Here is a 22,499-nt window from a genome sequence, read left to right on the forward strand (position 1 = left end):
TATACGGCACTTGCACCTTATGGGGGTACACCTTCGCCGTACGACGTGCTATAAACATTCCTACACCACCATACTGTTACCAATTCGTGATGTAAGGGCTGCGCGCCGACCGTGGAAGGAGCGGGGACGTGAAACCGACCAACCGCCGTACCGCTGCTCTTTTTGCTGCAGGCTTCGGGCTTGCTGGCCTGACCGGTTGGACCGTATGGGCGTCATCGTCCACCGCACCTTCGGACCACGCAGGCTTTTCCGCCGAGGCCGCAGACACCACCAGCGCGCACTCGACAACCTCAAGCACGTCGAGTTCCCGCACAGCGACCGACTCGTCGACAACAGAAACCTCTGCAGATGGGCGCACTGACGGAAACGATGCACCGGTAGACCAGGACTACAGCGCACAACACGGCATGCAGGGTGGCACGCACCACGTCAACCCGAACTATGCGGCGCAGAACGATCCATACCTGCCACCGCACGCAGTGGTGGGCCAGGCAGATCCGGCGCAGCCGACCAAGGTGTACCGCCCGACCAACATCGTTGTGCCGCCACCGGCCCAGTCGGCCCAGCAGGCACCGCAATCACAGCGATCGGGGCCGCAGTCAGCCTCACAGTCGACCCGCCCGTCTGGAACAACGAGCGAAGAACGGCCGAACCGCCCCGAGACAACGCCTGAGTCCCCGTCGGAGTCCAGGCCGCAGCCAACGCCTGAGGCGTCGCACCCGTCCACGCCGGACACGCCTGGCACGTCTGCACAAACGCCGACTGAGACCGACTCGGCAGGCACCTCCGGGATCCCCACGGCACCATCCGAGCCCGAGCGCGGCCCCGGCACATCTGCGGACAACGAGCCGAAGATCAAGGACGGCAAACCCGCACCCGGCTCCTCCCCCGCCGAGCCAACCTCGCGTGAGAACGATCGCGATGAGCACCCCGAAAACAACAAGGCGATTCCTGCAGACCAGCTGGAGGCTCAACTGCAGTCGCAGGCATCTGCGCCCACAACTGCCCGGGCGCGTGTGCCGGGCAAGGAGGACGTGGCCGGATACCCCCAGCCGGATGAGGGCTTTAGCCCCCGCGAGGCGCTTGACCAGATCGCGCGAAGCGTTACACGGTAGCCACAAACACCTGGGTGGGTTCCCCATCCGTTGCAGGCCGCAGGGTCACCGCACCATCGCTTGCGGGAATCCACACAGCCTCCCCAGCGGCGATTGACATTGTCCCGTCCGTGGCGGTGCCCGCGGTGCAGAGTGCGATTGCGGGGCCATCTTCGTCGATACGCAACTCGCCCTGATCAAGCTCGTGCATGCTCACGGTGAAACTCTCCACCGGCAGCACGAATCGCGTCCCGCCAGCCACCTCCTCGGTGTCTGCGCGCGGCGATTCCAACGAAGAAAAGTCGAGTACACGCACGAGCTCTGGCACATCTACGTGCTTGGTGGTCAGACCACCGCGCAGAACGTTGTCGGAGTTTTCCATGACCTCCACGCCGAGACCGCTGAGGTAGGCATGCAGTTGACCTGCGCCGAGGAACGCCGCCTCACCCGGCTTGAGGGTGACAATGTTGAGCAGCAGAGCCGCAAACGCACCAGCGTCGCCCGGGTAACGCTGCGCTAGTTCAAGGAATACCTCGGCTGCTTCCACAACCCACGCAGGGTGGGCTGCGGTGCCTCCATCGGCAATCGTGCGGGCACTATGTCCGACGGCGTCGAGCACCTCCGTCAGCGCGGGCTTGGGTAACGACACCAGGGTAGTAAACAACACCCGCATGTCTCCTGCACCGCCGGCCGCCGGCAGTAGTGCTGCGTAACGGTCCCAGGCTGGGGAGGAAAACGCCTCGAACAACTCGGTCATCTGCTCCACAGGGCGAAAGCCCGCCATCGCACGGAACGTAGTCAACGCGACGATAAGTTCCGGCTTCGGGTTCGAGTCCTTGTAGTTGCGCTGCGGGCTGTTGAGGCTGATGCCCTCAGCGTTTTCCCGTTCGAAGCCAGCAACGGCCTGCTCGCGCGACGGGTGCGCTTGGATACTCAGCGGGGAATCCGCCGCGAGCAACTTCACCAAAAACGGCAGTTGCTCGCCATAATGGGCAATCACGCGGTCGCCCAATGCTGCCTGGGGGTCCTCGGCGATGATCTCGTCGAGGCCACGTCCATCAATGGTCGCTGGGGCGGCAGGGTGGGCACCAAACCACAGTTCGGCCTCGGGCTTCTCGCTCGGCGAGGGCGTCCCCCTCAGCTGTGCGAGCAGCGTCCGCGACCCCCATGGGTAGGGTCGCAGTACCCCATCCAATCGCTCCATGTGGCCTCCTTTGGTTCTGCGTGAGCGCAAACGTCCAAAATAGCAGTCCCACGCTCCCCGTTCGAGTTACAAGAATTCGGTGCCTAGGAACGAATCAGGCCAAGAATCTCGTTGACCAGCGCGTCGACCTCTTCCTGGGTCGGCGCTTCCGCGTTAAGACGCAGCAGCGGCTCCGTGTTGGATGCACGCACGTTGAACCACGCCTTGGAGTCCTTCAACTGCACAGTCACACCGTCGAGGGTGTCTACCGATTCCGCACGATCCGCGAACGCATCCACCACACGCTTCGTCGCCGCTTCCTGGTCGGCAACTTCCGAGTTGATCTCACCAGATGCGACGTAGCGCTCGTACTGCGCCATCAGTTCACTCAGCGGCTTGTCCTGCTCTGCCAGCGCCGCCAAAACGTGGAGCGCAGCGACCAAGCCAGAGTCCGCGTTGAAGAACTCAGCAAAGTAGTAGTGGGCGGAGTGCTCACCGCCGAATAGCGCGTTGTGCTCGGCCATCTTGGCCTTAATGTAAGAGTGGCCCACACGGGTGCGTACGGCGGTGCCACCACATTCGTCGATCATCTCCGGCACTGCACGCGAGGTAATCAGGTTGTGGATGATCGTCGCACCGGGGTTCTCCGCAAGGGTGCGCGTGGCAATCAGCGCAGTGATGGCGGAAGGGGAAACGGCCTCGCCCCGCTCGTCAACAACAAAGCAACGATCCGCATCCCCGTCAAACGCCAACCCGATGTCCGCGCCCTGCTCAACAGTGAACTTCTGCAGGTCAACCAAATTCTTCGGGTCGAGCGGGTTCGCCTCATGGTTCGGGAAAGTACCGTCTAACTCGAAGTACAGCGAGCGAATATCCATATCCCCCAACGCCGCCGGAACCGTCAGCCCAGCCATGCCGTTTGCGGCATCCACTGCCACGACCAACTTGCGCCGCGTAGGCACCGGCACCAGATCACGCACATACTTCGCGTATGCCTCGAGCGCATTTTGCTTCTCGACGACACCACGTTCCCCCTCAAACTCCGGCACGCCCTCAAGAATCATGCGGCCGATTTCCGACAAACCGGTATCTGTAGACACCGGGGTCGCGCCCGCGCGGCAGAGTTTGATGCCGTTGTACTGAGCCGGATTGTGCGAGGCGGTAAACATCGCACCAGCGCAACGCTGGGAGCCGGCAACGAAGTAGAGCTCGTCAGTCGACGTCAGCCCCAAGTCGGTGACATTAAGCCCCTGGGAGGCAGCTCCCTCGGCGAACGCCGCGGCCAGCGCCGGCGACGACGGACGCATGTCGTGGCCGACCGCGATACGGGTCTCACCCTCCTCGCGCAGAATGTGGGCAAACGCAGCGCCGGCGGTGCGGACAAAGTCCTCGTCGATGTGCTCGCCGACAACGCCTCGAACGTCGTAGGCCTTAATAACGCTGCTCAGAGTCTCACGTGTGTGCTGGATAGCCATGCAGGCCATCTTAGTGCGCCCCGCGACACGACCCCTCCCCGGCTGCTGTGGTTTCGCTATTCCTGCTCAGCCGAAGGATCCGGCACGATGCGCAAATGCGAACGGCGCGCCGCCTTATGCGCAGCAATCTGCTCTTCCACCCGCTTCGTGCGATGCACCGGGTGATTCGAGGTATCCGGGTCGTTGAAGTCGTGCGAGGCCTCGTACTCGATTGGGTCCTGCGAAGAATCGACCAAACCAGTGGTCAGTCGACCCGCCTCACGCACGGCCTCAGCCAAGGCGGTGATGTCGGAGGCTTCCGGATCGTCATCCTCATCGCCTTCTAACTCGACGTGCTCTACACGGACCATTTCCCAACCAACGGGCGCGGTGATGTGGGCGGAATGGCGCTCACACAAGTCCCACGCATGCGGATCTGCTACCGGGGCGAGCGGACCGATCACTGCCGTCGAGTCCGCGTACGCGTAAATCAGCGTGGCCACAGCGGGCCTGCCGCAACCCGGGCGACAACAACGACGGAAGACATTCACGGCGGACAGTCTAAACCCCTTCTTGAGGTTTTTGTACTGCGGCGCGGCGCGCCCCCTCCACACCGGCCTGTTTCCACCTTAGGATTGCCGTCATGCAGACCCCTTCCAGGCCCGGCGTCGGTCCCTCGCACGTCCGCGCCGCACGCGACCGCCACGGGCGAGGTGCCCGTGGCCCGCTCCTGCCCGTTGGGGTGCCCCGCTATCGCTCGCGCAACGACGCATTCGACGCACTTGTCATGGAGGCCTACGCCCCGCTCCACAACGCGTACTTTGAGCAGCTGGCAAGCGTGGATCTGGCGGTGGACACGATCCCACGCATGCGCCTGCACGCAGATATGACGATCTTGCCGGACGAGATCATCGCCGACGGCCCGGTCCCTCTCGGGCGGGTGCTCCAGGCAGGCGTGGATCAGCACGGCAACCCCACCCGTGCGCGCTTTGTCGTGTTTCGCATGCCGATAGAACACCGCGCGGTGACCACCCAGGAGCGTGCAGAGTTGCTCACGTGGGTGCTCACCGCGCTGGTAGCAAACTATTTAAATTTGGATCCACGCACTGTGAATCCCGATTTTCCCTGGTAGATCCACACTGTAGATCTTGGGAGTTGTTAGCCGATCTGCTTCTTCAGACGGCGACGCTCACGATCGGACAGCCCACCCCAAATACCGAAGCGCTCATCGTGCTCGAGTGCGTACTCGAGGCACTCATCGCGCACTGCGCATGCCTTGCAGATTCGTTTGGCCTCACGAGTTGAGCCGCCTTTTTCAGGAAAGAAGGCCTCGGGGTCAGTCTGCGCACACAGCGCCTGGTCCTGCCACTCCTGCTCGACAGTGCCAAACAACTCGTCGAGGGTCATCCCTCCCGCAGCAGCGCCGCGGAGGATGGCGTCCGCTTGATTTTCCACGCCATTACCTTCCCTGTTGCTTAGTTGATCTTTTCGGTGGTCGTTCGAAGAGTGATGCACCCGCTGGTTGCGGATGCGGAAATAACACTTCTGTGATTACACACCGAGGCACTAAATAGTCGCAACCAAAATGTGGACCGAGCGCGCCTTTTTCAGACATTCCCCACGTCAACTTTCACACCAGCCACAACTGTCACAGTATAGCTGCAATGGGGGTGGACTTCGGGGGTACTACATGTAGTGTCGGGACTAAAAAGCGCGACTATTTGGCCGTGTTGGCGTGTCGGTTACGCGTCTGGGGAGAAACGCACTCCCGAATCTGGGATCACAACACCCGGCCACACACGCATGCCACCCTGCAGCTCGCAGCGCGCACCAATCTGGGCGCCTTCACCGATCACACAATCAACCAAGCGCGCATTCGCTCCAATCGTGGCTCCGGCAGCAATGATGGAATTGCGCACCATTGCGCCAGGCTCGATGGTGACGCCGTCGAAGATCACGGAGTCGTCGATACGCGAGCCCGCCCCAATCTCACAGCCACGGCCAACCGTTGTGCCGCCCATCAGAATCACGCCGTGCGCAACACCGGCAGACGGATCCACCACAGATTCGCCCGTACGCCTCTTCAACAGCGGCGAGTACGCAATGCCGCGCACCACATCCGAGGAGCCCTGGACGAAATCGTCCGGGCGGCCCATGTCGCGCCAGTACGACGAATCCACATGGCCGACGACCTTCGCACCCTGCTCAAGCAGGCCCGGGAAGGTTTCGCGCTCTACGGAAACCACACGTCCTGCCGGGATCTGCTCGATCACCGAACGCTTAAACACGTAGCAACCGGCGTTGATCTGGTCGGTCGGCGGATCCTCGGTCTTTTCCAAAAAGGCCAGCACGTTGCCGTCCTCATCCGTCGGCACCGAGCCGAACGCGCGCGGATCCGGCACCCGCACCAGGTGCAGCGTGACATCCGCGTCCTTATCCACGTGCGTGTGCGCAATCGCCGACAGGTCCGCGCCAGAAAGCACATCACCGTTGAAGACCATCACGTTGTCGTAGCGGAGCTTCTCGTAGACGTTGCGGATGCCACCTCCGGTGCCAAGCGCTTCTTCCTCCACGACGTATTCGATCTCTAGACCGAACTCGGAGCCGTCGCCGAAGTACTCCTCAAACACCTCTGCCTTATAGGACGTCCCCAGCACCACGTGACGCATGCCAGCCTCACGGATGCGGGCAAGCAGATGTGCCAAGAACGGGAAACCTGCCGTCGGCAACATCGGCTTGGGTGTAGAGACAGTCAGCGGACGAAGGCGTGTGCCACGCCCGCCGACGAGAATCACCGCATCCATTTCTGTGATTTCTGCAATTTCAGCAGACTCGGTGATTTCGGTGGAGGCTGTCTGAGCCATTGCTAGATCCTTCATCTTGTTGTCAGTTCACTTCCCCACGGCCGGTGCCAGCCCTGCGTGCAGGTTTCGCCCTACCCAACTGCAGCGCACCCCTCACTCGGAGGCCGAGCCACAACGCCCAGCGGATGGGAGCTTGCCACGCATGCGGATGGCGGTCGCGCTGGAACCGATACGCCGAGGCGTGGTGCGCAGGCACCGTAACTCCCCTGTGTCGGTCCGCAACATGGCCCTGATCGTGCAAGATCACGGAACTCGGGCAGTACAAATTGTCCCAGCCTGCACGGGTAAGACGGTCACCGAAGTCGATGTCTTCCAGGTACATGAAGTAGCGCTCGTCGAACCCGCCGATCTGGTCAAACGCATCCCACCGCACAAGGAGGCACGCGCCGGACAGCCAGCCTGCTGTGCGTTGCACCTCCATATTCGCCCCGGCTTGGTACGCGCGGGAAAACGGGTTGGACGGCCAGTAGTCGTACAGCAGCGCGTGCCCGATCCCCATGGCCAGGCTGGGCACCTCGCGCGCGCTGGGGTATGCGGAGCCGTCGGCCTCTTCAATCCTGGGCCCGGCAGCTCCAGCCTTCGGCGCGTCGTCGGCGCAGTGGATCAACTCGTCGATGCTCCCCGGGGTGAACTCCACGTCGGGGTTCACAATAAGGAAGTAGTCGCCGCGCACCGCACCTGCTTTTCGACGATCCCCCAACTGCCGAGCAGCCGCATTAATCGCGGCTCCATAACCGATGTTTCCACCAGTGGGGAAAAACTCCACGTGCTCGTGCTCGCGTCCGGCCTGCTGCGGCACGCCGTCCTTGGAGCCGTTGTCGGCGCAAAGCAGCACAACGGGGCGCGTCGTCGCCTTCTCCAAGGAGGCGATGAGCTGCGCCAAGTGCTCCCCAGGCGAATACGTCACGGTGATCACCGCGAGTGGCGCCTGATGAGCGTCAGGATGATGCTCTGTGTCTTTCACAATGTTGGACAGCATACCCACCATGACCCCCAATTCCGGCGCACGGCACAGGGCGAGCCGGGGAATGTCGTATAATTCCCGGCGTGACTGAGCCCAGGCGGCAAGCCCGCGATATCAAACCTGCCCCGTCCCGGGTGCGGGATGTTTCGCAATCTGGCCACCCCGCACTGCGAACCACCCTTGCCATTGTCTCCGCCGCCGCGATCGCCCTGTCGGGCGTCGGGTATTTCGCCGTTGGGCGGCTTGGCGGGCAGTTGAGCGCGTCGGACTTAAAGGTGTCGTCGCAAAGCAAAGGCAAAGACGGCAACGCCCTGGACGGCGCAATGGACATCCTGCTGGTGGGCTCCGATTCGCGCACGGACGCGCAGGGCAACCCCTTAAGTGAGCAGGAACTTTCCCGTCTGAACGCCGGTATCGCGGACGGTGAGATCAACACCGACACCATCATGGTTATCCGCATCCCGGAGGACGGCTCACGCGCGACCGCAGTGTCCATCCCACGCGATACCTATGTGCATACGGACGACTACGGCAACCTGAAAATCAATGGCGTCTACGGCGCACACGCTGCCGCAAAACGCGAAGAACTGATCGAATCCGGCATGAGCGAAGGCCCGGCGCTCGAACAGCAGGTTGCTCGCGCAGGACAAGAGGGACTGATCGACGCCGTCGCGGACCTCACCGGTGTCGAAGTCGACCACTTCGCCCAGGTCGGTCTCCTTGGCTTCGTGCTGCTCACCGACGCTGTCGGCGGCGTCAAAGTGTGCCTGAATAATCCCGTGGACGAGCCACTCTCCGGCGCGAAGTTCCCCGCCGGCGAGCAGACCCTCGACGGTGCGCAAGCCCTGTCGTTTGTGCGCCAACGCCACGACCTGCCGCGCGGCGACCTAGACCGCATCGTGCGCCAGCAGGCCTACATGGCTTCGCTCGTACAGTCGATGCTTTCCGCAGGCACCCTGACCAACCCGGCGAAACTGCGCGAACTGTCTAACGCAGCGGAACGCTCCGTGACACTGGATAAGGGTTGGGACATTGTGGGCTTGGCCCAGCAACTTTCCGGCCTGGCTGGTGGCAACGTCACCTTCACCACCATCCCTGTGACCTCCGTCAATGGTGTCGGTGACTATGGCGAGTCCATCGTCACCGTGGATCTACCGCAGGTGCAGAAGTTCATGGCAGAAGCGATTAAGCCTGAGGAGGACAACACGGACGGCACTGAGGGTTCTGACGGTTCGGACTCCGCCACCAGCGCCCCACGCGAGGCGTTCAACGGCTACGAAGCAGTCGTGCTCAACGCCGGCAGCGTCCCCGGACAGGCTGGACGCGTCGCAGAGGTACTCAATGGCGATGGTCTGACCGTGACCAGCGTGTCCAACGCCATGGAAGGCCTCTACACAGCTACCCAAGTGCTTGCCGCAGACGAGAACAACCCGGCCGCCCAGGAGCTGGCCCAGCTGCTCGGCGGAGTGCCCGTCGTGGCCAACGCCAGCGTGGAGCCGAACACGGTCATTGCCGTCATCGCGGACGACTACAACGGGCCCGGCGCGATGGATGCTGATGAGGCGGAACAGGTCGCTCCTGTGGGCACGCCAGGTGAAGATTTCGGTGCCAACGAGCCTGCCCCTGAGCTCTCAGCTGGCGAGGACAGCCCGCGCTGCGTGAATTAATATCCCCCAATCGCCTGAAATTCGAATCGGCGACAGGTAAAACCTCTTTGCATGAACATTGCAAAGAATCATTCAGTCCACCACGCCGCCCAGGGCTCCACTTCGGTAGCACCTCAGGAGGCCACATCAGGCACGGTTCCCGACCCGGGACCGGACGATGGGACCGAACGAGATCAGACACCAAGAGGAGCCGTAGACCGGCTCCTCTCTTTTATTGAGCGGGTAGGTAACAAACTTCCGGAACCGTTCACGCTCTTCCTGTTGCTCTTCCTGATCACCGCGGTCATTTCCACAGTGATGGCCTGGGCTGGGTTGCAAGTGCAGGTGCCTGGCGACGACGAGATCCGCCCCATCAAGGGCTTCTTCACCAGGGAAGGCCTTGCCTGGTTCACCGTGAACTTGGGCAAGAACTACGTTGGCTTCCCGCCGTTGGTGTACGTGCTGCCGATCATTTTGGCGGTCGGTATCGCGGAGCGCTCGGGCATGTTGTCGGCGCTGATCCGCCGGCTGTTCTCTTCCGCGAATACCTCGGTGCTGCCGTATGCGGTGGGCCTGATTGGTGTGTCCGGTTCACTGATCGCCGACCCGGCGTTCATCGTCATCCCGCCACTTGCTGCCATGGTGTTCCAGGCTGCTGGCCGTCACCCGGTGGCGGGTCTGCTCGGTGGCTTCGCGTCCGTGGGCGCGGGGTACGCCACGTCGCTGTTGCCGGGCTCACTCGATGCGCTGTTCGCTGGCATCACGAATTCCGTGATGGAGGCGCTACCAAGCCTCGACGCCCCTGAGGTCACCGTGGTCTCTAACTACTGGTTCAACCTTGTCTCCGCGATCGTGCTGGGACTTCTGGCCGGATTCATCATCGATAAGGTCCTCGAGCCCCGCTTAAACAAGCTCGGTGTACCGAACAAGATGGTTGCTGGCGATGACGGCATGACCCGCGACCGCGACGGCAAGGAAATCTCCGCGGAGCTCACCGACGCCGAATCCCGCGGCCTGCGCGCCACTCTGTGGGCCACCCTGCTGCTGACCGTGGTGTGCACGATCGTCGTCCTCATCCCGAACTCTCCGTGGCGCAACGAGGAAGGCAACTTCCTGCCGGACTCGCCCTTGATGCAGTCCACAGTGTTCATCGTGGTGCTCTACTTCGTAGTCATGGGCCTAGTCTTCGGCATGGTTGCGGGCACGATCAAACGCGTACCCGACGTCGCAGACATGATGGCTGGCGCCATGAAGGACATGGTGAACTTCCTCATCCTCGCGTTCATCCTGGGCCAGTTCATCGCCCTGTTTAACTGGTCTGGCATCGGCACCTTCACCGCCGTCAAGGGAGCCAACGCGCTCGAGTCCGCAGGCATCACCGGTTTCGCCGCCATCTTCGCGTTCGTCGTCCTGGCGTCGTGCCTGAACCTGCTGATCATCTCCGGCTCCGCACTATGGACCCTGATGGCGGCCGTGTTCGTGCCCATGTTCGCCCTGATCGGTTTCGATCCGGCCTTCATCCAGGCAGCGTTCCGTGTCGGCGATTCCGCCACCCAGATCATCACCCCGCTGAACCCGTACATCATCGTGATCCTGACGCAGCTGCGCCGCTACGAACCGAAGGCTGGCGTGGGCACGCTCATGTCGCGCCTGATCATGTTCACGGTTCCGTTCTGGATCTTCTGGATGGCCATGCTGTTCATTTGGTACACCTTCGACCTGCCGCTCGGCCCGGGTGCTGCCATCTTCCTGTAGCGCGCCATTCAGGCGTCAGTTACGCGTCATCTAGGCCTCATCTAGCAGCGCCTCCACGGAGATCGCCCCGCCCGCCGCTTCGAACTCCTCGCGAGCGCGCTGCAACAGCACCGGGTCATTGAGTACGTCAGCGATGACTTGGCCGAGCCCCACCGCGGAGTCGATCACACCGTCCATTGCGGCCGGGGTGATCGCCGCATCGGCGAACTTAGTGGTGTGCAGCGCAGTGCCCTCCGGCGCGATCTTGACCAACGGGTGAATGCCGGGCACGAGCTGCGAGACGTTGCCAAAATCTGTCGACGCCGCCTGCGAGTCCGGCAAGATCCCACCCGGCAACACTTCCCTACCCCGCGCCTGCTGGGTCGCTCCCCAGCGCGCCGCCAAGGTTTCGTTGTTGCGGACAGGAAGCGACATGGGGTGGTTATCCCACTGCACATCCACGCCGGTGCCGGTCATGAGGGCGGCACCGGTGAGGATGTCGTCGATACGCTTGCTCAAATCCATCAGTGTTTCGGTGTACAGCGAACGCACGTAGAGGCTCAGCGTGGCCGTCTCCGGAATGATCGATGCCCTCGCACCACCGTCCGAAATGATCGCGTGTAGGCGATCCGACGGCGGCATCTGCTGGCGCAACAACCCCATGGCTTGGTACGCAAGCGTCGCAGCATCTAGCGCATTGCGCCCCATGTACGGCTGCATCGACGCGTGCGCGGCAACGCCGGTAAACGTTGCGGTAAGCGAGCGGCGCCCCGTCCACGCGTGCGACACCAGGTCGTAGCAGAACGGGTGGATCATCACCGCACAATCCACGCCGTCGAGCATGCCGCCGCGGATCATGTACTCCTTGCCGGTGTGGCCCTCCTCCGCCGGGGTGCCAAGAAACACGATGCGGCCCGAACCCGAACCGACCGCGCCGAGGAAACCACCCACCCCGGATGCAGCGATCACGTTGTGGCCACACGCATGCCCGATACCCGGCAGCGCGTCGTATTCAGACATCACCGCCACCGTCGGATGTGTGCTCGGGTCAAAATCGTCGCTTTGCCACTCCGCGCGCAGCGCCGTTTCCACACCATGGGCCCCTTGCTTGACGACGAACCCCTGCCCCTCAAGCACCTTCGCAATCACAGCCTGCGCATGGAATTCCTGAAACGCCTCCTCCGGGTTCGCGTGCAGGTCACGCATGATGTGTTCCAGGTCGGCCCGGACGGCTTCGACGTTGCGCTCGACCTTCCCCCACACCGCGTCACGCTCCGGATAGCCCGGCTCAATCGGGAACTGCGGCGACGCAGCGGCGATCTCATCTCGCACCACTGCGTCCATGCGTTGCAGGAAGGCAGGGTTCGGTGGGGTTGGGCTGGTCGGGCGGTTGGGATGCGTTTCGCTCACGGTCCGCTCACTCTCCGTCGATCGGATTACGTTTCTACAAAACCCTAGCGCAGAATTAATGTGACTGGTACAACATATACGCATGAGTACGCGAAAAGCCACAGAGAGCGCCGAGCTCGAGCGCTCTGCCGACACCAGTCCGCCGCCAAAGAAGACCGCAATGGATCGCCTCCTCGGCACCATCGAGTCGGTAGGCAACAAACTTCCGGAGCCATTCACGCTCTTCCTCATCCTGTTCCTCATTACCGCGGTGATCTCCACCGTGATGGCGTACTTCGGTGCCGAGGTCGCCGTGCCCGGCGAGGACGAAAGTGTGAAGATCAAGGGCTTCTTCACTGGTGAGGGCCTGGCCTGGTTCACCCCCACCCTCGGCCAGAACTACCTCGGCTTCCCGCCACTGGTCACGGTCCTGCCGATCATGCTCGCCGTGGGCGTTTCCGAGCGCTCCGGCATGCTCTCCGCGCTCATCCGCAAGCTCTTCGGCTCCGCTAACCGCTCGGTTCTGCCGTACGCGGTTGGCATCATTGGCGTGACCGGCTCGATCATGGCGGACGCCGCGTTCGTGGTCATCCCGCCGCTGGCCGCGATGGTGTTCAAGGCCGCTGGCCGCCACCCGGTCGCAGGCCTGCTCGGTGGCTTCGCCGCCGTCGGCGCTGGCTACTCCACCGCACTGGTGCCGACGTCGCTGGACGCCCTGTTCGCCGGCATCACCAACGCCGTGATGGAAACCCTGCCGAGCATGGACGCCACCGAGGTCAACCCGGTGTCCAACTACTACTTCAACATCGCCGCCTCTATCATCCTGGGCCTGGTGTGTGGCTTCATCATCGACAGGATCCTCGAGCCCCGCATGCACAAACTCGACGTCCCCCAGGAGATGGTCGAGGGCGACGACGGCATGAACCGCGACACCGACGGCAACGAGATCTCCGTCGAACTGACCAAGCCGGAACGCCGCGGCCTGATGTGGGCGGGCGTCGCCACGCTTATCGTCACGGCAATCATCCTGTTCGCAGTACTCATCCCGGATTCCCCGTGGCGCAACGAAGAAGGTGGCTTCCTGCCGAAGTCCCCGCTGCTGCAGTCGATCGTGTTCATCGTCTTCACCTACTTCATGGTCCTCGGCATCGTCTACGGCAAGGTCGCCGGCACAGTGAAGAACATCAAGGACATCGTGGACATGATGACCAAGGCGATGGGCGACATGCTCGGCTTCCTGGTTCTCGCGTTCATCCTCGGCCAGTTCATTTCCCTGTTTAGTTGGTCCGGCATCGGCACCTTCTCCGCCGTCAAGGGCGCAGAGATGCTCGAGGCGGCTGGCATCACCGGCTTCGCGGCCATCCTCGCGTTCATCATCCTGGCGTCGTGCCTGAACCTGTTGGTTATTTCCGGCTCCGCGATGTGGACCCTGATGGCGGCCGTGTTCGTCCCAATGTTCGCCCTGATCGGCTTCGAGCCAGCCTTCACGCAGGCCGCGTTCCGTGTCGGCGATTCCGCCACCCAGATCATCACCCCGCTGAACCCGTACATCATCGTGATCCTGACGTTGCTTCGTCGATACGAGCCCAATGCTGGCCTGGGCACGCTGATGTCGCGCCTGATCGTGTTCGTGGTTCCGTTCTGGGTGTCCTGGGCTACCCTGCTGTTCATCTGGTACATCTTCGACCTGCCGCTCGGCCCCGGCGCTGCCATCTTCCTGTAGTGCCTACACTGGGCGAGCATGAGCATGCTTGCCCCACTTCTCGCCGCAGATCCCGCATCCCCGCGCTTCACCATTTACGACGATGCGCGGGGATTACGCATGGATTTCTCCGCCCAAACGCTGGACAACTGGGCCAGCAAAGTAGCCAACATGCTCGACGAGGAATTCGACCTCCCCCTCGACGCGAGCATCGTCATCGACCTGCCCATCTCCTGGCAGGCTGCGGTGATTGCGGTTGGCACGTTCAACTCTTCGCGCACTCCGCTCATCGACGACCACCCCACCGCCCCCGATATCGTCTTCACCACCCCGGAACGCGCCGAAAACTGGACCGACGCCACCGAGTGCGTCCTTGTCTCCGACGACCCGTTCGGCCGCGGCGTCGAGGAAGCCGGTGGCACCATCCCGCCCGGCACCGTGGACTTCGGCCCCACCGTGCGCTTCTACGGCGACGACTACTTCGGCAACAGCCCAGACCTGTCCACCTTCGCCCAGCCAGGCGTTAAGGCCGAACGCTACCTCGCCCAAGATTGGCGTGGCACCGATGACTTCACGATGTCGGTGATGGCACCGCTGGCCGCCGGCGGGTCCGTGGTCGTCGTCACGGGTTCGGTATCCGATAAACGGCTCCAGGAGATCTCCGCCGCTGAGAACGTCACGCGCCGTATCCAGTAGTCATGACTGTTACCCCTGCACTCCTGGGCTAAGCTGTGCCGGACACTACCCGCATTGATGAAGGGAATCCGGCATGTCCCGCACGCTGATCCGCCGCGCTGGTGCGCTGGCTCTCGCCCCCGCACTGACCGTCAGCCTCGCCACCGCAACTGTCGCCCCGGCCCAGGCTGAGACCACGGCTCAGACGGAAACCGAGAACACAAACAGCACCCCGAAAGACAAGAAGATGGCCACCGGCCCGGGTAGCTCCGAGTACACCCAGGATGAAGTCGATAACGCAGGGCGCTTCGTCGCGCTGCTGGTCGGTGCGGCTGCGATCATCGCCACCCTCGGCGCAGCAGGCCTGTACTTTGCTGGCCCACACTTCGGCATCAACCTGCCGGGCCTCCCCCGCTAGTCCCGGGCGCCGCCGTGCTGGCCGACGCCGCCCGGCACGTGTTGCATGGCTCAGCGGCCGAAGAGGCGGCGGGCGAGTCGTCGCCAAGCAACGCGCGTGATGGAGTGCGGCACGGCGAACACTTCGCGCGCGTAGTTTTTCTTCCGCGAGGTTTCAGGCGTCGTCGCAGCGACCATGCGCACCGGGATGCCCAGGTGCCACGCCCACACGCGGGTACGGGGGACGTGGAAACCGCTGGTCACTACGGTGAGGTACGACGCGTCGGGGAACAGCGCGCGGGAACGTTCCAGGTTTTCGTTCGTGGACCGCGCATGCGGCTCGAGCACCACCGCCTGAGCAGGCACACCGTGGGCGGTGAGCCAGGCGGCCATGATGTCGGCCTCCCCGTCGCCGGACACCACGATCGGCGCCGGATTCGCACGCCACACCTCGAGCGCCTTGTGCAAGCGGTGCTCGAGCATGCGAGAAGGGCGCCCGTCCACAATCCGGGCGCCTAACACAACGATTGGGTTACTCACCCATCAGGCGCTGACGCAACGCCTCGTCCTTGCGTTCCACCTCGGCTGCCATGCGTGCCTGGTAGTCCACCATCTTGCGCTGCACAGCCGGGTCGGCGGCACCCAGGATGCGGGCGGCGAGCAGGCCGGCGTTCTTTGCACCACCGATGGAGACCGTGGCCACCGGGACGCCACCGGGCATCTGCACGATGGACAGCAGCGAATCCATGCCGTCAAGCGTGTCCAGCGCGCGCGGAATACCGATGACCGGCAGCGGGGTGGCCGCGGCGACCATGCCCGGCAGGTGCGCGGCACCGCCAGCGCAGGCGATGATCACCTGAAGGTCACGGGTATGTGCCTCCTTGGCGTAGGCGAGCATCTTGTCCGGGGTGCGGTGCGCGGAAACCACGCCGACCTCGAACGGGATGCCAAACTCGGCGAGTACCTCGGCGGCCGGGGCGACAGTGTCCCAGTCCGAGTCCGAGCCCATGATGATGCCAACTTGCGGCTGTGCCATCTGCTTAGTCCTTCCAGGTTGCGTGGATGATGTAGTGCGCGGCGTCCTCGGCAATCGCGAGTGCCTCCTCGACGGTATCGGCGCACACGTTGACGTGGCCCATCTTGCGGCCCGGACGGTGATCCTTGCCGTAGAGGTGCACCTTGGCCTGCGGGTACTTGCGCATCACCGCGACGACGCGCTCGGCCATCGGAGTGTCCGGATCCTCGTCGCCGCCAAGTGTGTTCACCATGACGGTCGCCGGCGCAAGCGTGTCCACGGCACCGAGCGGCCAGTCCAACACAGCACGGATGTGCTGCTCAAACTGGGAGGTCAGGCAGCCGTCCTGGGTCCAGTGGCCAGTGTTGTGCGGGCGCATGGCCAACTCGTTGACGGCCACCTCCGGGCCGTTCGGCCCCTCATACTCGAACAGTTCCACCGCCAGCACGCCGGTCACACCCAAGCCTTCGGCGACACGCACGGCGAGGTCTTCGCAATGCTTGGCCTGCTCGTCCGACATGTTCGGTGCGGGCGCGATGGCCACGCGGCAAATGCCGTCGTCCTGGCGCGATTCCACCACCGGCCACGCACGCACATCGCCGGAACGGTTGCGCGCCACCATGGCGGACAACTCACGCGTGAAGGCGACCTTCTTCTCTGCCATCAGCGGCAGGTCGCGGCTCAAAAGCTGCTCCACGAGTTCCGCGCATTCGCTTCTCGACGACGGAAACCACACCCCATGCCCGTCATACCCACCCCGCGTCGCCTTCAGACACACCTGACCGTCGGTCTCGTCCCAGAACGCCTCCGCGTCCGCAGCCGACGTGATCGCTGCGAACGGCGGCACCGGCAGGCCCGCCTCCGCGAGGCGGCGGCGCTGCTCGAGTTTGTCCTGGGCGTAGATGAGGGCTTCGGGGCGGGGTTCGACGGCGACGCCGTCGTCGATAAGCAATTGCGCGTACTCGTTCGGCACATGCTCGTGATCAAACGTGACCGCGTCCGCGCCCTCGACGATCGCGCGCAGATCCTCAAGGTTGGTGTAGTCGCCGATGCGGACATCACCGAAGACTTGCGCCGCCGACTTGTCCTTACTCGACGCGAGCACGCGAGTGTCCACGCCGAGCTCGATAGCTTCTGTTTGCATCATTCGTGCCAATTGGCCGTCGCCAAGCACGGCGACAACAGGCATCCCATACGCGTTACTCACGCCCCACACTGTAGTCGGCCAACCGACTAGCATCGCAGCCATGTCTGAAACCATCGCCCGCCACACCATTTTCCAAAACTCTCTGATGACCGCACTTCTCGACGGCATCTACGACGGCGAGCTCACCATCAGCGACATCCTGAGCAAAGGCAACTTCGGCCTCGGCACCTTCGACGCCCTCGACGGCGAGATGCTCATCCTCGACGGCGTATGCCACCAACTCACCTCCGACGGCAAAGCCCGCGTCGCTGACCTCGACCAACACACCCCATTTACCGTGGTGACCAACTTCGTACCCCGCCTGCGTTTCGACGCTCCCGCCGGCATGGTCCGCGCCGAACTCGCCAAATTTATCGACGACGCCGAACCCAGCCACAACTTCTTCACCGCCGTCAAAATCACCGGCCGCTTCAAAGAAGTCCGCGTGCGCACCGTGACCAAACAAGAAAAGCCCTATCCCCCAATGTCCGAGGCAGTCTCCGACGACGCCGAACACATCTTCACCGACGTCGAAGGCGTCATCGGCGGATTCCGCACCCCCATGTACGCCAAAGGCATCGGTGTGCCCGGCTGCCACGTGCATTTCATTGACGACGACCACACGCGCGGCGGCCACGTCCTCGACTACACCGTCGACGACGCCGTCATCGAACTGTGCCCCGGCACCGACATGGAACTGCACCTGCCCGTCACCGCCGAATTCCTCGGCGGGCACCTCTCGCCCGAGGACCTCGACGAGCAACTCCACACCACGGAAGTGAAGGACTAGCCGCGGGGCTGCGGCGCGGGTGCGCGGGCTCAGTGCGTCCGCCTAGCCGCGCAGCTGCGACTGCAGCACCTTCTCCACCGCGCGCGTCTTGCCCACCCGGTCAAACCGCACCGGCTGGGCGTAGCCGTACAGCGCGATCCACAAGCCCCCGCGCTCCCGCCGCACCGAATGGATCTGGCGCAACGGGATCGAATCCACCGCGCCACGCCGCCCCCTTGCGAGGACGCGCTTGTCAGTGACCACGAAGCGCCTGCGTCGCGACGACACCAACGGCAACACAAACCGCCACAGAGCCAGCATCGCCCAGATCAGCACCACAATGTTGCGCATACTTGGGTCGATATGTGGGGTCACATCCATCCAGCCGATCGCCATCCAGGCAACACCGGTGAGCGCCACCAACTCCAGCAACGGGAACGTCAACGAAGAAAGCGGCGCACACACATCGGCGAGGACCACCTCGTCCTCGCCGACGCGAAACACCGCTTTGTTAGCCATGACCGGCTAGGTTACTGCACGCCTACTGGGTCGGGCGGAGGTGGTGGACATCGCCGACGGAGAACGGGGTGTCGTCGATAAGCACCTCGCCCTCATCATTAATGCCCGTGACCAGGCCGCGCACCGTCTCCTCCCCCTCGCGCAACTCCAAGCGAACCTGCTGGCCGATCGTGGAACAGACCTTGCGGTAATCCTCCAACAACTGCGGGTCGCGCTCCTGCCACTGCTTCAAACGACGGCCCATCGCGGCGAGGATGTCGGCGGTGAACTCGTCGAAATCCACGTCAATGCCCTCCAGGTTCAGGGCGGTGGCGGTCTCCACAGGCAGATCCTCCGGACGCATAGCGACGTTAATGCCGATGCCCACAATCACCCGCGGCATATCCAACGCCGAGAGGATGCCAGCGATCTTCTTGCCGCCAATCTGCACATCATTGGGCCACTTCAACTGCGCCTGCGGCACCACATCCGTCACCGCCACCCCCGGCGCGATAGACAGCAACCCGAACGGCGGCGGGGTATCGGTCACGTCGATGACCATGCTCATGGCCAACTGCGAGCCCTTCGGCGATACCCAATGGCGGCCCAAGCGGCCCTTGCCAGCGGTTTGCTCGTCTGCGATGAGCACCGTGCCCGGCGCGGAACCGTCCTTGAGCAGGTCCGCGTTCGTCGACCCGGTGGACTCGACCCACCGCACGTCAGTCCAGTATCCGGCCACCTTGTCCTGAATTGCCTGCACGTCCTTGACACTCATGGTCACGAGCGTAGTAGGCGGCGGGGTGTTGGGGTGGGAAGGTGGGGGCGCGCTCGCGGGCCCTCGCGAACCACGGCCCGTCGTCGAAAAACGTCGGGTAGCACGCTTCTCCGGAGAGGCATCCCATTTCTGAAAATCGGGTAGTAAGAGTCCTGAAAATCCGGTAGTAGTCCTTCTGAAAAACGGGTAGTAGTCCTTCTGAAAAACGGGTAGTAGGAACTATTCATGCTGTACACTACCCGTATGTCTTATCTTCGGCGCACGCTTGATGACGAGCTTGATCTCCTCATGCCTCACCTGCCCGCAATCGCAATTGACGGACCAAAAGGTGTGGGTAAGACCGACACCGCAAGGCGCCGAGCCGACGCTGCTTGGTATCTCGACGATCCCGATATGAGGAACGTTGCCGAGGCAGATTTCTCGCTCTCCTCCGCACCAGATGGAACTCTTCTACTAGATGAGTGGCAGCATCTTCCCCAGATCTGGGATTCTGTCCGACGCCAAGTAGATCAGGGCGCTGGGCCCGGGCGCTTCCTCCTCACCGGCTCTGCTACTCCAGTCGACCCGAAGGGCTCACACTCTGGGGCCGGACGCATCGTCTCACTGAGGATGCGACCAATGGCAGTGCATGAACGTGGCGTCGCTAACCCCACATGCAGCTTCGCCGGGATCTTGGCCGGAAACACCGATGTATCTGGTTCTTCTGACTGTACGCTCGACGACTACGCACGCCTCATCACCGGAAGCGGATTCCCCGCCATCGCTTCCGCGAATCCGCTCATCCAGGTCACACTGCTGGATTCCTACATTGAGCGAATCATCGATCGTGATATTCCCGATGCAGGATACGAGGTGAGACGGCCGGAATCGCTTCGAAGCTGGTTGCGTGCATACGCTGCTGCAACAGCGACTACCACCGCTTACTCCAGACTGCTTGATGCGACCACCGGCGGTCAGACTGAACAACCGAATCAGAAGACCACACTCGCATATCGTGAGCACCTTGCAAAGATTTGGCTGCTTGATCCAGTTCCTGGTTGGGTTCCAGAAAACAATGAGTTCAAACGCCTGCAGCAAGGCCCAAAGCATCACTTGGCTGACCCTGCACTCGCTGCCAGGCTTCTTGGAATATCCCCATCTGGCCTCTTGAGTAACCGTGCTGCGCACATGTTCGGGCCGCTTTTCGAGTCTCTGTGTGCGCTCACCCTGCGTGTACTGGCCCAAGCAAACAGGGCCAAGGTCTACCACCTCAGGTCGAACGCGGGAGAGCGAGAAGTCGACTTCATCATTGAGGGCGCTGAACGGGAGGTACTCGGGGTGGAGGTCAAGCTGAAGCCTCATATCGACGACGCCGACGTCCGACACCTCCTATGGTTGCGCGAACGTATTCCAGACCGCGTCACCAACCTCATGGTCCTTACCACGGGGAAACAGGCTTATGTACGACGTGACGGTGTGATCGTTATGCCTCTCGCGCTTCTCGGCAATTAGTGTTCCCCGCTCCCTCACCCCAACCCCGCGCCCCGGCCACGCCAACCACGCCCCGCCGTAGCGAAACGTCTGGCGACGCGCCGTCGATAGGCAATGTGGCAGGAACAATCTCGGAATCTAGACTGGGGCGTTATGAGTTCATCTAAACCCGACATGACCACGACGGCTGGCCGCATTCAGGATCTGCGCAATCGCCTGGATGAGGCGCAGGCACCGGTCGGTCAGGACGCGATCGATGCTGTCCATGAGGCTGGCGGCACCACTGCTCGTGAGCGCGTGCTTTCGCTTCTCGACGACGGCACGTTCGTGGAGACCGACGCCCTGGCCAAGCACCGCGTCGAGGCATACAAGATGGACAAGTCCAAGCCTTCCACCGACGGTGTGATTACGGGCTACGGGCTGATCGACGGCCGTCGTGTCTGCGTCTTCTCCCAAGACCCGACGATTTTCGACGGCCAGGTCGGTGAGGTGTACTGCGAGAAGATCCTCAAGATCTACGACTTGGCAACCAAGACCGGCGTGCCGCTGATCGGTATTTATGACTCGACTGGCCCGCGTTGGAAGGAAGGCATTGTCACCGCGCATATGCAGGCACAGATCCTGCGTGCGGCAACCCGTGCGTCGGGTTTGATTCCGCAGATCGCGGTCGTGGCCGGGGATGTCGCCTCGCTCGCTGCCACCACGGTCCCGATCGCGGACATCACCGTCATGGCCGAGGGCGCGTCCCTGCACGTGACCACGGCGGACATCGTGAGCAAGGTCTCCGGCGCCGAAACGACTTCCGATGAGCTTGGCGGCACCGCCGTCCACGCCGCGGAGACTGGCCTGGCGCAGCTCGTCGCCGCGACCGATACGGAAGCGGTGGACCTGGCCCGTACCGTGGTCAGCTACCTGCCGCTGAATAACAAGGCCGCTTCCCCGCTGGGTGCCGACAACGCCGAGGCCCCTGCGACGGAGGCCGACCTCGACACATTCATGCCTGACGACGACAACCAGCCCTACGACGTCACCGACATCCTGGCTTCGGTCACCGACGGCGACGTTCTGGAACTCTCCGCTGGCTTCGCAGGTTCCGTGGTCACCGGTTTTGCGCACGTGGGCGGGCGCGCGGTTGGTGTCGTCGCAACGCAGCCGAATGTTTTGGCTGGCTGCCTGACCCGCGACGCCGCACGCAAGGCCGCACGCTTCATCCGCACCTGCGACGCGTTTAACCTGCCGATCGTGCAGTTCGTGGACTCCCCCGGCTTCCTCCCGTCGGTCGAGGAGGAGCGCTCCGGGTCCGCCGCAGCCGCCGCCGCACTCGCCTACGCGTTTGCAGAGGCCCAGGTGGGCACGATCACCGTGGTCACCCGCAAGGCGTTCGGTCCGTCGTACGCGCTGCTCGGCTCGAAGGGCCTGGGCGCGGACCTGGTGTTCGCTTGGCCGACCGCACAGATCGCACTGGCAGACGCCACCACCGCCGCCGAGGCGATCGGCACCGACGAGGAGCAGTACGCCGCGGACAACCTCAACCCGTACGTGGCTACCGAGCGCGGAATGGTCGACGCCGTCATCGAACCGTCCACCACCCGCGCCCGCGTCCTCGAGGGTCTGCGCCTGCTTGAGCGCAAGGTGACCTACCCGGCACAGAAGAAGCACGGCAACATCCCGCTGTAAGGAGGCTG

At 63.1% G+C, this 22,499-nt stretch carries 22 protein-coding genes; 10 read left to right on the forward strand and 12 right to left on the reverse strand.

Annotated features, from left to right (window positions below):
• Positions 1 to 128: 128 nt before the first annotated feature.
• Positions 129 to 1,115 carry a hypothetical protein gene (locus HMPREF2785_RS08045; RefSeq protein ID WP_070614827.1) on the forward strand — a complete coding sequence of 329 codons (987 nt, stop codon included), beginning with the start codon at positions 129 to 131 and terminating at the stop codon, positions 1,113 to 1,115.
• Here the strand turns inward: HMPREF2785_RS08045 and manA are convergent.
• The 3 genes from manA to HMPREF2785_RS08060 all read right to left on the reverse strand — a co-directional run bounded on the left by manA (position 1,105) and on the right by HMPREF2785_RS08060 (position 4,282).
• Positions 1,105 to 2,298, reverse strand: a complete 1,194-nt coding sequence (gene manA, locus HMPREF2785_RS08050; protein WP_070614829.1) for a mannose-6-phosphate isomerase, class I — start codon at positions 2,296 to 2,298, stop codon at positions 1,105 to 1,107. The genes HMPREF2785_RS08045 and manA overlap by 11 nt on opposite strands.
• Before the next feature lie 83 nt (positions 2,299 to 2,381).
• Entirely contained in the window at positions 2,382 to 3,752 is a 1,371-nt protein-coding gene (locus HMPREF2785_RS08055) for a phosphomannomutase/phosphoglucomutase (protein WP_070614832.1), read from the reverse strand.
• A gap of 56 nt (positions 3,753 to 3,808) precedes the next feature.
• A complete protein-coding gene (locus HMPREF2785_RS08060) occupies positions 3,809 to 4,282 on the reverse strand; it encodes a DUF3499 domain-containing protein (protein ID WP_083279486.1) in 474 nt (157 codons plus the stop codon).
• Positions 4,283 to 4,374: 92 nt separating this feature from the next.
• On the opposite strand from HMPREF2785_RS08060, the gene HMPREF2785_RS08065 reads away from it, so the two are divergent.
• Positions 4,375 to 4,863 carry a metallopeptidase family protein gene (locus tag HMPREF2785_RS08065; RefSeq protein ID WP_070422848.1) on the forward strand — a complete coding sequence of 163 codons (489 nt, stop codon included), beginning with the start codon at positions 4,375 to 4,377 and terminating at the stop codon, positions 4,861 to 4,863.
• Positions 4,864 to 4,889: 26 nt separating this feature from the next.
• On the opposite strand, the gene HMPREF2785_RS08070 is transcribed toward HMPREF2785_RS08065, so the two are convergent.
• The 3 genes from HMPREF2785_RS08070 to HMPREF2785_RS08080 form a co-directional block, all read right to left on the reverse strand.
• A complete protein-coding gene (locus tag HMPREF2785_RS08070; protein ID WP_180952331.1) occupies positions 4,890 to 5,138 on the reverse strand; it encodes a WhiB family transcriptional regulator in 249 nt (82 codons plus the stop codon).
• A 335-nt stretch (positions 5,139 to 5,473) separates the two neighbouring features.
• Positions 5,474 to 6,535, reverse strand: a complete 1,062-nt coding sequence (locus HMPREF2785_RS08075) for a mannose-1-phosphate guanylyltransferase (RefSeq protein ID WP_070614847.1) — start codon at positions 6,533 to 6,535, stop codon at positions 5,474 to 5,476.
• Between the two features lie 82 nt (positions 6,536 to 6,617).
• Positions 6,618 to 7,574, reverse strand: coding sequence for a glycosyltransferase family 2 protein (locus HMPREF2785_RS08080; protein ID WP_070614849.1), 957 nt, complete (start codon positions 7,572 to 7,574; stop codon positions 6,618 to 6,620).
• 68 nt (positions 7,575 to 7,642) lie between these two features.
• On the opposite strand from HMPREF2785_RS08080, the gene HMPREF2785_RS08085 reads away from it, so the two are divergent.
• Both HMPREF2785_RS08085 and HMPREF2785_RS08090 read left to right on the forward strand, forming a co-directional pair.
• Positions 7,643 to 9,226, forward strand: a complete 1,584-nt coding sequence (locus HMPREF2785_RS08085) for an LCP family protein (RefSeq protein ID WP_083308935.1) — start codon at positions 7,643 to 7,645, stop codon at positions 9,224 to 9,226.
• 51 nt (positions 9,227 to 9,277) lie between these two features.
• Positions 9,278 to 10,960, forward strand: coding sequence for an AbgT family transporter (locus HMPREF2785_RS08090; protein ID WP_083308936.1), 1,683 nt, complete (start codon positions 9,278 to 9,280; stop codon positions 10,958 to 10,960).
• Between the two features lie 30 nt (positions 10,961 to 10,990).
• On the opposite strand, the gene HMPREF2785_RS08095 is transcribed toward HMPREF2785_RS08090, so the two are convergent.
• Positions 10,991 to 12,283, reverse strand: coding sequence for a M20 family metallopeptidase (locus HMPREF2785_RS08095; protein WP_070449590.1), 1,293 nt, complete (start codon positions 12,281 to 12,283; stop codon positions 10,991 to 10,993).
• A gap of 226 nt (positions 12,284 to 12,509) precedes the next feature.
• Here HMPREF2785_RS08095 and HMPREF2785_RS08100 point away from each other — a divergent pair, with 226 nt between their 5' ends.
• The 3 genes from HMPREF2785_RS08100 to HMPREF2785_RS08110 all read left to right on the forward strand — a co-directional run bounded on the left by HMPREF2785_RS08100 (position 12,510) and on the right by HMPREF2785_RS08110 (position 15,123).
• Positions 12,510 to 14,051 (forward strand): AbgT family transporter, encoded by a 1,542-nt coding sequence (locus tag HMPREF2785_RS08100; RefSeq protein WP_083308938.1) that lies wholly within the window; start codon positions 12,510 to 12,512, stop codon positions 14,049 to 14,051.
• Between the two features lie 18 nt (positions 14,052 to 14,069).
• A complete protein-coding gene (locus HMPREF2785_RS08105) occupies positions 14,070 to 14,726 on the forward strand; it encodes a TIGR03089 family protein (protein ID WP_070614834.1) in 657 nt (218 codons plus the stop codon).
• Positions 14,727 to 14,799: 73 nt separating this feature from the next.
• On the forward strand, positions 14,800 to 15,123 hold the full coding sequence (locus HMPREF2785_RS08110) for a hypothetical protein (protein ID WP_070422844.1): 324 nt from the start codon (positions 14,800 to 14,802) through the stop codon (positions 15,121 to 15,123).
• A 50-nt stretch (positions 15,124 to 15,173) separates the two neighbouring features.
• On the opposite strand, the gene HMPREF2785_RS08115 is transcribed toward HMPREF2785_RS08110, so the two are convergent.
• Genes HMPREF2785_RS08115 through HMPREF2785_RS08125 form a run of 3 tightly spaced genes read right to left on the reverse strand, consistent with a single transcriptional unit; the run spans position 15,174 to position 17,305 of the window.
• A complete protein-coding gene (locus HMPREF2785_RS08115; protein ID WP_083279476.1) occupies positions 15,174 to 15,641 on the reverse strand; it encodes a YdcF family protein in 468 nt (155 codons plus the stop codon).
• Positions 15,634 to 16,137: a 5-(carboxyamino)imidazole ribonucleotide mutase gene (purE, locus tag HMPREF2785_RS08120; RefSeq protein WP_070570497.1), complete on the reverse strand. Its 504-nt coding sequence runs from the start codon at positions 16,135 to 16,137 to the stop codon at positions 15,634 to 15,636. Before purE ends, HMPREF2785_RS08115 begins: the two co-directional genes overlap by 8 nt.
• 4 nt (positions 16,138 to 16,141) lie before the next feature.
• Complete coding sequence (locus HMPREF2785_RS08125; protein ID WP_083291902.1) at positions 16,142 to 17,305, reverse strand: 5-(carboxyamino)imidazole ribonucleotide synthase; 1,164 nt, start codon at positions 17,303 to 17,305, stop codon at positions 16,142 to 16,144.
• Between the two features lie 58 nt (positions 17,306 to 17,363).
• Here HMPREF2785_RS08125 and budA point away from each other — a divergent pair, with 58 nt between their 5' ends.
• Positions 17,364 to 18,092: an acetolactate decarboxylase gene (gene budA, locus HMPREF2785_RS08130; protein WP_070614836.1), complete on the forward strand. Its 729-nt coding sequence runs from the start codon at positions 17,364 to 17,366 to the stop codon at positions 18,090 to 18,092.
• Between the two features lie 42 nt (positions 18,093 to 18,134).
• On the opposite strand, the gene HMPREF2785_RS08135 is transcribed toward budA, so the two are convergent.
• Both HMPREF2785_RS08135 and HMPREF2785_RS08140 read right to left on the reverse strand, forming a co-directional pair.
• Positions 18,135 to 18,590 carry a hypothetical protein gene (locus HMPREF2785_RS08135; RefSeq protein ID WP_070614838.1) on the reverse strand — a complete coding sequence of 152 codons (456 nt, stop codon included), beginning with the start codon at positions 18,588 to 18,590 and terminating at the stop codon, positions 18,135 to 18,137.
• A 22-nt stretch (positions 18,591 to 18,612) separates the two neighbouring features.
• Positions 18,613 to 19,344 (reverse strand): biotin--[acetyl-CoA-carboxylase] ligase, encoded by a 732-nt coding sequence (locus tag HMPREF2785_RS08140; protein WP_070482371.1) that lies wholly within the window; start codon positions 19,342 to 19,344, stop codon positions 18,613 to 18,615.
• Between the two features lie 243 nt (positions 19,345 to 19,587).
• Here HMPREF2785_RS08140 and HMPREF2785_RS08145 point away from each other — a divergent pair, with 243 nt between their 5' ends.
• Both HMPREF2785_RS08145 and HMPREF2785_RS08150 read left to right on the forward strand, forming a co-directional pair.
• The gene (locus tag HMPREF2785_RS08145; RefSeq protein ID WP_070614857.1) at positions 19,588 to 20,835 is read left to right on the forward strand and encodes an ATP-binding protein; all 1,248 of its coding nucleotides are present in this window, start codon (positions 19,588 to 19,590) and stop codon (positions 20,833 to 20,835) included.
• Between the two features lie 132 nt (positions 20,836 to 20,967).
• Positions 20,968 to 22,491, forward strand: a complete 1,524-nt coding sequence (locus HMPREF2785_RS08150; RefSeq protein WP_070614840.1) for an acyl-CoA carboxylase subunit beta — start codon at positions 20,968 to 20,970, stop codon at positions 22,489 to 22,491.
• The last annotated feature ends 8 nt before the right edge of the window (positions 22,492 to 22,499 follow it).

The organism is Corynebacterium sp. HMSC067D03, from assembly GCF_001811185.1.
GTDB classification, from domain to species: Bacteria; Actinomycetota; Actinomycetes; order Mycobacteriales; family Mycobacteriaceae; genus Corynebacterium; species Corynebacterium coyleae.